Source organism: Arenibacter certesii DSM 19833 (assembly GCF_000429545.1).
Lineage (GTDB): Bacteria > Bacteroidota > Bacteroidia > Flavobacteriales > Flavobacteriaceae > Arenibacter > Arenibacter certesii.
On the sequence record NZ_AUCB01000035.1, the window covers coordinates 1 to 13434 of the forward strand.

A 13434-nucleotide genomic window follows, 5' to 3' on the forward strand; every position below is an offset into this window, starting at 1 on the left:
TGGATGACTTTGGACTGGCTCACTTGGATAGAAAACAGCAAATGGACCTGATGGAGATCATTGAGGACCGGCATGGAAGATCATCTACCATTATTGCAAGTCAACTTCCTGTGGGAAGCTGGTACGATATTATTGGAGAAGCAAGCATCGCTGACGCGATATTGGACCGACTGGTACACACCTCTCACCGGATAGAATTAAAGGGAGAAAGTCTAAGAAAAAAACTGTAATATTGTCATTAACTTATCTTTTTGACCAAAATCCTTAGGGGGGTCAGTATGGCCAGAATAGGGGGTCAACATCACCAGAATATCCAGATGAAGATAATATTGTTTGGATTGGCACTCAAGAGGGGCTTGATTATTATGACGGTACAAGGCATAGGTTTAAAAGTTTGGTTCATGGGACCGATGTTGATCATAGTCTTAGAAGTAGCTTTGTACAGAGTATATATGAGATTTCTTCTGATACCCTATGGGTTGGAACGAGGGAGGGAATTGATCATGTAACTTTTACTAAGGGGTATTTAAATCCAAAGGTGGTCCCTATTGAATCTAGGGAGAAAGCTCTAAGTGAATTAAGAAAAAAATATATTAACTTCATTCACCAGGATTCTAATAATAGAATTTGGATTGGAACGGCTTCTAGCGGTTTGTACCTATACCAACGGTCAACAGGGAACTTAGACCTTTTTTCTAATGTAGACGGGGATTCATTAAGTATAGCGTCTAATGCTGTTCTTTCAGTGATGGAAGATCATTCTGGACGTATGTGGTTTGGAACTAATACAGGTCTATCAGTATTACAAGAAGACGAACAGTTAGGATATACTTTTGAAAATTATAAATTTTCAAAAGAGAGTGGGGAAAAGCTACCCCTTACTAATATTTATGCTGTTTTTCAGGATAGCAAAAAACGAATTTGGTTGGGGATGAATGGAGGTGGGCTGGCGCTACTTAAAGAAGAAAACAACAAAATTGTATACCAAAGGTTTTTACATGACCCAAAAGATCCATATTCCTTGAGTAATAATGAGGTGTTTGTAATATTTGAAGATTCTCAAAATCAAATTTGGATTGGTACTTCTGAAGGAGGGTTGAATAAATTATTAAGTGATGATCCAATCAGCAGCAATCATCAGGAATATTATTTTGAACGATATACCGAAATGCATGGCCTTTCCGATAATGAAATAAATGGTATTTTGGAGGATGATGCAGGTTATTTATGGGTGGCTAACAATATGGGTTTATCCAAGTTTGATATTCGAAAAGAAAAATTTACAAATTATACAACCTACGATGGAACATTAAAAGGTAAGTTTAGAAAAAATGCCAGTTGGAAATCCAAAGATGGCACCATGTTTTTCGGTGGTACCGCTGGAATTAATTATTTTAATCCAAATACTTTTACTGAAAATAAAGTGCTGCCAGTCCCAAATTTCTCTAAATTAACTATTGATGGTGCAGAAATAACAATGGGGCAGGAAATAAACGGTAATGTGGTCTTTACCTCACACTTGAGTTCTGGTAAAACCATTACACTCCCATATTCTCACAATAGATTCGAGTTAAAACTGACAGCTGGATCATACGCATCTCCCTATAGAAATCAGTACAATTATAAACTTGAGGGATTTGATGACCAATGGCAAAGTATTTCTGGTAGCGACCCTATTATAAAATATTCCTCACTGCCATCGGGTGATTACAAATTAAAAATAATGACTTCTAATAGCGATGGACTATGGAATCGAGACCCTATAATTTTGGATATTAACGTCAAATCTAATTCCTTAACTGCTAACTTAAAATGGATTTTGATACCCTTGTTTTTAACTTTGACCGTTTTGTTAGCTTTTAAATTATTTAGCAATAGAAATCAAAGGAAAAAAAATAACAGAAATTTAGATCCTCTGACAAAATTGGAAAACCAAAGAATAATTGAGGAGCTAGAATTAATTATGAGAACCGAAAACCTTTATTTGAATCCCGAATTAAGTCTTGGGGATTTAGCAAGTAGGATTGACATAACACCTAATAACCTTACAATCCTTTTAAACGATTTTATAGGGAAGAATTTTTATGACTACGTAAATGGGTATAGGGTAGAAGAGGTTAAGAAACGATTGGTTAACCCTAAATATAAGAACTTCACAATTTCATCAATCGGAGGTGATTGTGGATTTAATTCCAAATCATCGTTCAATCGAGTATTTAAAAAAACAACAGGGATGACCCCTAGCCAATTTAAGAGGAATCTAGACGCCAAAAGGTAATATGCATTTATATAGGATAAAGGGTTTTAATTTTTGAAACCATACAAAGAAGTTATATTCATATCATTGTAACCTAGACGTCAACTACAGTTAGTTTGATTGTTTTATAATAGCGTGTTATTGGTAATTTATTGATTTTGCACTCATAATTAGTTATTTATAGGCTAAGAATGAGTTGTTCTTTAATTCAATGAGGTGCAATATCAAGATTATTTCAATTTCAACATTTCACCTTAATTTATAACTATAGCCTTCACTTCTATATTATAATTTAAAATAATAAACCTATGTTTTCTAATAGTCTTTAAATCAGGAATATATTAGAAAGTTATAAAGACGTGCCAATGGGCATTGGTACTTATAGAAACATTATTATTTTGTCTCATTTACGTTTTTGGGTCGATTCATTTAGTGTTTTTATCTAGACTTGTTTAGAAAGTTTAGCATCCATCTTTTTTTAATTAAGTGAAATCAGATATTTTAAAATTGAAAATCATCACATGAAAACATAAAATAATATCGATACATACTAATAGAGGTATGGTTGATTAGTACCTCTGTTTATTTAACTAATTATTTTAACTAAATACCAACCAGAAACCATGAGAAAAAAGTTGAATTATTATTATCGTGTCTTTGAAACGCTGGATTATCGCAAGTGTTCAATTTCATTTATCATGTTACGTGTTTTTCCACTAATGTTTATGATTTTTTCCCTTAAAGTATATCCTCATTCGAATAGTAATAACCTTAAGTCGGCTGCTGTTATTTGGGGTGCTAAGCAAACCCCTATTTCAGGTAGCGTTAAGGACGCTTCGGGAACTCCTATACCTGGAGTAAATATCTTATTGGTGGGTACGGTAACTGGTACGCAAACGGATTATATCTAACTTAATAAAAGTATTTCGATGAAAATTACACTTAAACTCTTAATTCTTACAATTGTAACAGGCTGTTTATCTTCGCATGCCCAAACCCCTCCAATTTCAGGAATGGATAATTTGGAATGGGAAAAGATAATGCCAGGGATATGGAAGGCCTCAATTGGTGAAACTCAGTTAAATGCTTTAGATTATGCGACAGCTCCTAAAATTGAAGCGATAGAGAAATTAGGAGAAACTTCATTTCCTTTAAATAGGGAATCTACCCAATATTTATTAGGGTCTTCACGAGCAAGCATAAGACTTCCTTTGGATGAAACTGAAAAAATATACGGTCTAGGATTGGAGTTCGAAGGAATTAACAGGCGTGGAAATGTTTACACCCTAAAGGTAGATCATTACGGTGGCGTTCAAGGTTATACACATGCACCAGTTCCATTTTATATTTCTAGTAAAGGATATGGAGTACTAATTAACTCTTCAAAACGGGTGAAGATTCACGTAGGAGTTGGTAATAGAAAGGATGGAAAATTACCTATTCCAATAGACCGGACTACAGGAAAAAATTGGGCTGCACGCCCTTTATCAGATGCCGTTGAAGCTAGTGTAGAGGGAAAAGGTATGGAAATATACGTTTTTGGCGGTAGAAACCTCCTTGAGGTGGTACAAAGGTATAATTTATTTAATGGTGGGGGAGTTTTACCACCAAAATGGGGGTTAGGTTTTTGGCACAGAATGAATACGCATAGCAGCGCAAATGATGTCTATAAAGAGATTGAGGATTTTAAGAAATATGACTTTCCCTTAGATGTTATTGGGTTAGAACCTGGCTGGCAAGATTTTGCCTATCCCTGCTCATTCGATTGGGATAAAACGCGTTTTCCCAATCCTGAAGAATTTGTCCAAACTCTTTTGGATAAAGATATTAGAGTGAACCTATGGGAAAATCCGTACGTAGCGCCAACTTCCACATTGTATAATGATATTAGTCCATATACTGGAAGTCACACAGTGTGGTTGGGAGAAGTTCCAGATTTTACGATGGAGGAAGCGCAAAAAGCTATATTACATCATCATCAAAAAAATCATATAGATATAGGTGTTAGTGGTTATAAATTTGATGAGGTTGACGGTTATGATGTTTGGCTATGGCCGGACCATGCTACCTTCCCTTCAGGAAACGACGCTGTAGAGATGCGTCAACTATATGGTCTTATAATGCAAGAGATGTTTTCTGATCATTTTAAAAAACAAAACAAAAGGACTTATGGTTTAGTAAGATCTTCATACACTGGTGCAAGTAATAAAGACTTTGTGCTTTACAGTGACTATTACGGGCATGAAGGATTCGTTACTGCATTGGTAAACTCTTCATTGTCAGGTCTTTTGTGGACTCCTGAAATTAGAAGTGCAAAATCGGCAGAGGAGTGGATAAGAAGATTTCAGACCGTTAGTTTTTCTCCAATGATGCAGCTAAATGCATGGGCTTCCAGTACCAAACCATGGAGTTTTCCAGAAGTTACAGATATGGTTAGGGATGTTGTTGAACTTAGACAAAAGCTTTTACCATATCTCTACACTGCTTTTTATGAATATAATCAAAAAGGTATTCCCCCTTTTAGAGCGATGGTATTAGAAAGCGGATACAGGTCATCAGAACAAATTAAAGACGGTAAATTGGATGATTCAAAAAATCCTTACGCTGAACAAAATAGAATTGAAGTGACTGACTAATATATGATGGGGCCATCCATTCTTGTTGCACCTGTTTTTACTGGGCAGAAGGAACGAAATGTGGTGCTACCGAATGGGGACTGGTTTGATTTCTATACCGGGGAATATGTTGGAAACGGAGAAACCATAAATATTGAAACCGCTCTTGACCGTATCCCCTTGTTTGTAAAAGATGGCGGAATAATCCCTATGCTATCTACAGTTAATAGCGATAATAAAAAGGATATGGAGTCAATTGAAGTTAGGCATTATGGTAATAAAGAAAATAGATACCATCTTTATAATGATGATGGAGAAAGTTTCGACTATGATAAGGGAGAATTCTCACTAATGGAATTAAATGTTGAGAGAAAAAAGAATGGAAAACTTGACGGGAAATTCAAAAAATATAAAAACAATAAATTTAATTACCATACTATTTCTTGGCGTTGGATGACTAATCAATAATGGAGAAAATAATACCTGTTTATAAATTTCATTACTTCGTGAAGTCTCTAAATAATAAAGCAAGTTTGCTTTTGGATAATACTCTTAAAAACCAATCATATAAATTAAAAAGTAAGCTGGTTGGTAAAGAAGCCCTTTAGTAATTTTAGGGCTTCTTATTTTAAATTTGTAAATAAACATCTGTTAATCAGCTGATTAGCCTGCAGGTAAAAGTTAAGATAAAAAAATAAAAATGATAATCAGTTAAAATTAAAAATCTAATGATAATACGGAATTTTAGAAAAGGCATTATTTTATTAGCCGTTATTTTCCATCATGGGTGTTTCTTATCTGCACAGAACGTGCAGTTAAACATCAATAAAAACAATGCCTCCATAAGTAACGACCGTGTGGCTATCATTTTTGACCTTAGTACCGGCCGTTATAATGGCGTAGATAAGGTGTCAGGAAAGGTTATGATACAAGATGCTTGGTTTAGATTAGATCCAGGAGAAGTTGCATGGAAAGACCCAGAACACAAGTACAAGGCGGAAAAAATAGGATCTGTCCACGATAAATTGGGAACAGGACAAAAACTAAGGATATGGTATATGCCTGTAAAAGGATATGACCCACATAGGTTCCTTGATGTTACGCTATATGGAGATAAAGACTTTGTTGTACTGGGTTGGGGGGTAAAAAATATCCATGACTATACTATTCGTGTCAGACATGCAGAAGTACTCCAGCAAGGTTTGCTTTTTGACGGCCAAATCCCTAGGGATTCGAAGGTACTGAGGAGTGGGGCAGGAAATGAGCGGAATGTGGTAGAGGATACCTGGGAAATAGATGCACATAACGGCGCTATGCTCACCTATCAGGAAAATACCAATCAAGATGCACGCCAGACCATAGTGGCTGGAGGATTAGTCTATAAGGAGTTCGCCAAATCCTTTCTAACGCATAAAGGCAGAATAAAAGAGGATATGGGGTTAAATAAAAAACAATTTGAAGGTGAAGATCCATATATCACCCTATCCATATGGGATCCGTATGGTAAGGAGGTTGGTCCAGGAGAAATTTGGGAATCTTTAGATAGTTATTACTTAGATTTTATAACAATTGATCCATTTGATTCCCTAGAAACTTATGGTCAGAATCTAGCTAAAGCCAATGATGCAAATCCAAATGCATATGATTTCCCTACCCTATGTGGTTGGATGGTATCCACTAAAAATTTAGGAGAGGGAATGCATATTAATCACTCCACCGCATTGGTAGATCAAATGGAGAAAGCCAAGAAATCCGGTATCTTGAATTATACACTTGTAGCGTTGAGATTGGAGCCGGATTATTATTGTTATGGTAATCAAGGAGATACGCAACAAGGTTGGTGGAATGATGAATACTGGTCTAAATATGGTGCCCTAACGGAACCTTATGATTCTTTTAAAAAGTTTTCTAATGCAATAGAAAAATCAGGAGGTATGGTGTTTACTTATTTCCAAGTTTCCCTACCAAGTAATGACTTTGCTAGGAAACACCCCACTTGGATGATCAATGATGATATTTCACTTTTACACGTAGACCACCCTCATCACAGACCATTGGTTAGATATGACTATACTAATTCTGATTTTCAAGCTTATCTTTTAGATATGTGGAAAAGATTAAAAGAGGATGGTGTTATAGGGATTAAATTTGATTATCCTGAGACAGGATGGGAGCGGAATGGAGGATTTGATGATAAAAGCTATACTACTACCGCTGCCTATAGAAAGATATTTGAGCTAAGTAGGGAGGGGATGGGAAAGGATGCCTTCTTGCATGAAAGAAATTTAGGAGAGACCAATACACCTATGTTAGATTGTACTATTGGAATTGTAGATCTTCAACGAGTATGGTGGGATGCTAGTCATTTTGAGCCAGAAATGGCATCAAAGATTGGTCTCCGATGGTTTAAACAAGGAAAAGCTTTTATATACTATCCGGATGGCAAGAGTTTTTATTATAACGGTGAGGCCCTGCCACAAGTGGAAAGAAGATCGTTTTTAACGTTAATTGGTCTGCTGTCTGGTCGTCTTGAATTAGGAACTAGTTTTGGAAGTATGACAGAGGAAATGCAATATGATCTTTCTAGAATTTTTCCAGTCTTACCAAATGGGCAGGCGTTTAAACCCGTTGATATGTTCATTGGAAAAGATCACCCTGAGATCTATACCTATGACGTAAATGAAGATTGGAAGCAAGTCTTATTAGTTAACAATGACACGGAAAATTCAACCGTACTTACACCACCTTTGTCCGGGAATCAAGTTACAACTGGTTCTTTCGGCTTGGATGAAAACTCGGAGTATTACGCTTTTGATTTTTGGAATCAGAAGTTTTTAGGGATATATAAAGGGAGTGATACTTTCAAAGTGGAGCTAAAACCAAAAGAAGCAAATGTCTTTTCAATTCATAAGGTAACAGGGCACCCAAAGATAATTGGTACTAATAGGCATATTATGGGAGGAATGATGGAATTGAGCAATATTAGTTGGAGTGAAAAGGATAAGGTCCTAAAATTTGATTCTCAGCTGGTAAAGGGAGAAACCATGAAAATCTTCATAGCACTTCCTTCCAATATGGATTATAAAAAAAAGAAAATAGAGGCGTCCAATGCCAGAGTTAAAGTTATTGAAAATGGAGATAGTTTGATTGTTGAGCTTAACCCTAAAAATACTAAAGCTCAAAATAGTACGGTTAGCATTACCTTCTAATCAAAAATGATGCAAATTGATCATAAAATGGTAACAAATGAAAACGGATAGAAGAAAATTTATTAAGAAAACTGCTGGAATCACTGTTTTATCCGCCTTATCCCCATTAATGGGCATGGGTAAGTCTTCTTTGCTTAGCTCACCTAACCCAGATAATGGACATGTTTTTTTAACAAAGCCTTACCTTCAAAACCCCACATCAAATAGTATGACTATTATGTGGATTGTAAACATGCCCTCCTATAGTTATGTGGAATATGGAATAAACTCCAAAATGGAACATACTGCTCGTGAGGTTGAAGATGGTTTAGTTGTAGCCTATAATAGGATAAATCAAGTAAAACTTAATGAATTAAAACCAGAAACGACCTATTATTATAGGGTGGTGTCTAAGGAAATTGTGAAGTTTGACCCCTATGACCTTGTTTACGGGGAGACCATTAAAAGTGATATATATAGTTTTAAAACACCTTCTGCAACAGCAGACCATGTTTCATTTTTGGTAATGAACGATATTCACGATAGACCACACACAATTCCACATCTTATGAATCTATATAGGAATACACGTAGTGATTTCGTTTTTTATAATGGGGATGTCTTTGATCATCAGGAGGATGAGGAACAAATAATTGAACATCTGCTAGCTCCCAGTTGTAATACGTTTGCAACCGAAACCCCTTTTTTATTTTTGAGAGGTAATCATGAGACTAGGGGAAAATATGCTAGAAAGTTACAATATTATTTTTCCAACCCAGGGGGTGGTCAATATTATGACTACCGCTGGGGAAGTGTTCATTTTACAGTATTGGACACTGGGGAAGATAAAAATGATGATCATGAAGAATATGGGGATATCGTAAATTTTGATCCTTACCGGGTAGAACAACTTGAGTGGTTTAAAGAAGTGTCCAAAACTAAGGCATTTAAGACAGCCAAATTTCGTGTGGTTTTAATGCATATTCCGATTTATTATTCGGGGAATTGGCATGGTACCACACATTTAAGAGCGCTATTTGCTTCCGAATTTAATAAAACTGGCATTGATATATGTATTAGTGGTCATACTCATAAGTATGGAATACATAAACCCGTGAAAGGAAAGCATAATTATCCTATTATTATTGGAGGTGGACCTATTGAAGGTAATAGGACTATAATCTCTGTTAAGGCAAATTCTAGCAGCTTGTCACTTAATATGGTTCGGGATGATGGAACTGAAGTGGGAAGTGTGGAAATTTAGTGTTTAATCAAAATTTTTTCTTTTGCCCTAATAATTCCATTTTAAAGGGGTTAAGAATGTGGAATTCTTTCTTTACAGATTGAAAATAATTTTTTGCATAAACACAACAATTGGTCATGATCCGTTCTTACTGTCCTTGAAAGCAACTCCTATTCACATCTAATTATTCATAGTAAGATTTACTTGGTCGATCATGAGATTGCCTATTTAGGATCCTTAAACTTCATTTACAATGGAGCCCACAAGAACTACGAAACCCGTATTCGAATTGCAGATCGGAAAGCTATTAAAGAACTGAATTCTGAATTCGACACGTTATTTGACAATGAAAACTACTTGGAAAAGGAGCTTAGTGAATGGGGAGGGAATTGTATGAAGAGCGCGTGAATTAGGTGGGGGGTGGTTCATTTAAGATTTGATTATGTTCTATATTAAATAATACTATGCAAGTCTAAATCTAATAATAGTTCCCTATGGAACTTATCTAAATTTAACGATGAACCCTTTCTATTTGAAACTAGTTTTAATAATTAAATTACAAAAGCTTTAGGTAAAATTTTCATCCACTTAATAGTCAATACAGTTTTACAAGAATAGAGCAGTAATCAATTTTGAAAAAAAGAACAGTTGTTAGCGTCTTAGTTAACCCAATTGAATAAAAAGGGAATTAATGCACTATTTCTAAACTTTTTGGTCCTTACTTTCTACCAATCTTCATAAAACAATCAAAATTTTAAAGATAATAATTTAACTTATAGTATAAGGATTGTTTATTTTAAGTAAATAAAAGTAACTAATATTATAATTATTATTATTTTAGTAATTAAATTTAACTATAAGTAATTAAATTTCCATTTAAATCAACTAAACCTTAACCAATGAAGAAAAAGAAAAACAAGTTATTGTTGCTATTCTCCATTTGCATTCTCCTTGCAATTCCAAGCAACTTAATTGCATTTAACAATGATGGATCACACCATTATACCAATTCGCGTTTTAATATATTTCAACAATCAATTTCTGGAGTGGTCATTGATGATAACAATATGCCTTTACCAGGAGCTTCAGTTGTCTTGATGGGTACTACTCAAGGAGTAGTTGCTGATTTTGATGGAAAATTTAATATTGAAGCTTCGGAGGGTGACGTAATCATGGTTTCCTATATAGGTTATGAAACAAAACAAATCACAATTACCGACGAAACGGAGTTAACAGTTGTTCTTAATATATCTAGTAGCCAATTAGAAGAGGTGGTAGTAACTGCTCTTGGTATAAAAAAGGAAAAGAGACGTATAGGATATGCCGTGCAAGAAGTTGACGGCGAGTCTTTACAAAAAGCTGTCGCCCCAAACGTGGTAGAGTCGTTAACCGGAAAAGTTGCCGGGCTCACAATCACTAACAACAATGACTTCTTTTCGAATTCTGGCATTTACCTCAGAGGTAGCAAACCATTGATTGTTATAAACGGGGTGCCTAGTCCAAGTACTGATATGTGGAATATTAGTTCGGATGATATAGAAAGCATTTCTGTATTGAAAGCAGCTTCTGCTTCCGCTCTTTATGGTTCACAAGGGTTAAACGGTGCAGTGCAAATAACCTTGAAGACTGGTGCTAATGCGCCTAGAGGCACATCTGTATCCGTAAATTCTTCTACTACTTTTCAAGGCGATTTTATTCGATATCCTATTCCTCAAAATCAATATGGTCCTGGTAACGCCGGACTTTATGAATTTGGCACGGGTGCGGCTGGCGGTGGCGGGATTAATGATTTTGACTATTCTATTTTCGGACCAAAATTTGATGGTAGGTTGCTGCCACAGTATGATTCTCCCATTGACCCCGATACAGGCGAGAGAATCCCCACCCCTTGGGTTTCCAGAGCAAGCGATAACTTAGGGCATTTTATGGAGACAGGTATAGTTAGTAATAATAATGTTACTGTACAAACTAATGGGGAAAAAGGGAATTTTATTATTTCAAACACGTATAAGCATTCAAAAGCAACCGTACCTGGTGCCAAATTGGATGTCAATACAACCAGGATCCAAGGTGTTTTAAATATAACCGAAGACTTATCTTTAGATGGTTCATTGCAATACAACTATCAATATGCAAGTAATTTGCCCCGTTCTAACTATGGGCCACATTCGCCTATATATCTATTGAACATTTGGGGAGGCACGCATTTTGACATTAGAGACTTCAAGGATTATTGGGTGCCTGGAAAAGAAGGAGTAGAACAGCATTGGGTTGAGAACTGGAGATATAATAACCTATATGCATTGGCCCATGAATGGAAACGGCCTTATACCAAAAATGATATTCTTGGATATTTAAAGCTAAATTATAAACTGAACGACCATCTTAGCGCGTTTGCTAGAACAAGTCTAAATTCTTGGAGCCGTACTCAAGACCAGGAGATTGCTGTGAGTATTTATGATTATAGCATATCCGATCGGGGAGGAAGATACCGACATTCAGCAGATAACCTGTTTGAATCGAATACCGATTTTTTGATTAATTATAACAATAACTTTTTCAATGAGGAATTTACTGTCGATGCAGGTTTGGGTGGTAATCAACGTTTATACCGTTACGATGATTTTTATGCTACTACCACCCAATTAATTGTCCCAGATGTTTTTAAGTTAAGTAATTCTGTTGATAAGGTAACACCAACAAGTTATAAAGAAAAAAAAGGAGTGTACAGTGGATATGCCACATTGGATATGGCTTATAAGAATCAGTTTTATTTTGGTGTGACCGGGAGAGTTGATAATTCTACAACATTACCTAAAGGAAATAATTCTTTCTTTTACCCCTCCCTATATTTTAGTACAGTGTTAACCGATGTGTTTTCTTTGCCGGAAGCTATTAATTTTCTAAAATTGAGAACAGCCTACGCAAAGGTTGGTGGAGATTTAGGTAATGACAGGGCGGGAGGAACCAACGGAATTTATTCCGCCGTAAATTCGTATAGTACCGGTGATAGATTAAGAAACCTTCCAATAGCCAGTTATCCAAGTGTCTTGGATAATCCTAATCTTTCCCCTTCGTTTAATACTTCCTACGAATATGGTATTGAAGGAAAATTTTTTAATAACAGAGTAGGGTTCGATTTCTCCTATTTTGAAAACAATTACGGCCCTGAGATATTTACACAACGCTTTTCGGAGACTTCTGGATATGATGGTATTCGCTTGAATGGTAGAACTACCCAAAGAAAGGGGATGGATTTCACAGTCAATTTAGTGCCTATTCGATCTGATGAACTTAATTGGTCCACAATATTTAATTTCAGTGCATATAACGATTATCTTACTTCATTACCACCTCTTCCTGATGGTAGTCCACAATTGCAAGACGGTAGAACTTTTGTTGGCGACGAGTTATACCACTATTGGTACAATGAATGGGAGCGTTCCCCGGAAGGCGAATTGGTTATTCAATCTAATGGCGCTCCTAAAAGTACCGATGTACGATTGGATCAGGGGAGTACCCAACCGGATTTTACGGCAAGTATATTTAATGATATTAGTTATAAAAACCTTTCTCTATCATTTTTATTTGATGGTCGTTTCGGGGGTATAACTTATGATGCTTATGAAAGGGATTTATGGAGATCGGGTTCACATCCAGATGCTATACATCCAGAAAGGGAACAGTCCAATATAGCGTATGCTAATGGCGGAGACGCACGTACCATGTTAATCCCTGGAGTTAAAATTGTTAGCGGTGAGTTAAGCTATGACCCGCAGGGAAATATTGTAGAGGATACCAGAGTCTTCGAACCTAATGATATTAAGGCAGAGTATCAAACCTGGGCTAGCCGTTACAAAGGGGCTTGGGAAAATGTTTTGATAGAAAAAACCTTCATCAAATTGCGAGAAATTACTTTAACATATGATATGCCCACTAAATGGATGGAAAAAAGTTTTCTGAACAGTGCCTCGATATCCTTAGTAGGTAGAAATTTAATTTATTGGACCAAGGATGATGATACATTTGGTGACATGGATACTTATTCACTCTCTACCGGTGATGCTGGATTGCAAATGCCCGCACAAAGAACCTATGGTTTTAACATTAATTTTCAATTTTAATATAAAA

9 protein-coding genes are annotated in these 13434 nt (G+C 35.9%); all 9 read left to right on the top strand.

The window, feature by feature from the left end; all coding sequences use genetic code 11:
- A partial coding sequence (locus tag G466_RS22235) for an ATP-binding protein (protein WP_026814198.1) occupies positions 1-230 on the top strand: 230 nt, incomplete at its 5' end.
- Between the two features lie 164 nt (positions 231-394).
- Positions 395-2278 (top strand): two-component regulator propeller domain-containing protein, encoded by a 1884-nt coding sequence (locus G466_RS0115315; RefSeq protein ID WP_026814449.1) that lies wholly within the window; start codon positions 395-397, stop codon positions 2276-2278.
- Between the two features lie 677 nt (positions 2279-2955).
- Positions 2956-3168, top strand: coding sequence for a peptidase associated/transthyretin-like domain-containing protein (locus tag G466_RS0115320; RefSeq protein ID WP_026814450.1), 213 nt, complete (start codon positions 2956-2958; stop codon positions 3166-3168).
- Positions 3169-3186: 18 nt separating this feature from the next.
- On the top strand, positions 3187-4893 hold the full coding sequence (locus G466_RS22240) for a TIM-barrel domain-containing protein (protein ID WP_051315709.1): 1707 nt from the start codon (positions 3187-3189) through the stop codon (positions 4891-4893).
- Positions 4894-4896: 3 nt separating this feature from the next.
- Positions 4897-5340: a DUF5110 domain-containing protein gene (locus G466_RS24725; protein WP_051315710.1), complete on the top strand. Its 444-nt coding sequence runs from the start codon at positions 4897-4899 to the stop codon at positions 5338-5340.
- A 260-nt stretch (positions 5341-5600) separates the two neighbouring features.
- Positions 5601-8081: an alpha-amylase family protein gene (locus tag G466_RS0115335; RefSeq protein WP_026814451.1), complete on the top strand. Its 2481-nt coding sequence runs from the start codon at positions 5601-5603 to the stop codon at positions 8079-8081.
- A gap of 37 nt (positions 8082-8118) precedes the next feature.
- The gene (locus tag G466_RS0115340; RefSeq protein ID WP_026814452.1) at positions 8119-9324 is read left to right on the top strand and encodes an FN3 domain-containing metallophosphoesterase family protein; all 1206 of its coding nucleotides are present in this window, start codon (positions 8119-8121) and stop codon (positions 9322-9324) included.
- Between the two features lie 165 nt (positions 9325-9489).
- Positions 9490-9711, top strand: a complete 222-nt coding sequence (locus G466_RS24730; protein WP_394331702.1) for a phospholipase D-like domain-containing protein — start codon at positions 9490-9492, stop codon at positions 9709-9711.
- Between the two features lie 491 nt (positions 9712-10202).
- The gene (locus tag G466_RS0115350; protein WP_026814453.1) at positions 10203-13427 is read left to right on the top strand and encodes a SusC/RagA family TonB-linked outer membrane protein; all 3225 of its coding nucleotides are present in this window, start codon (positions 10203-10205) and stop codon (positions 13425-13427) included.
- The last annotated feature ends 7 nt before the right edge of the window (positions 13428-13434 follow it).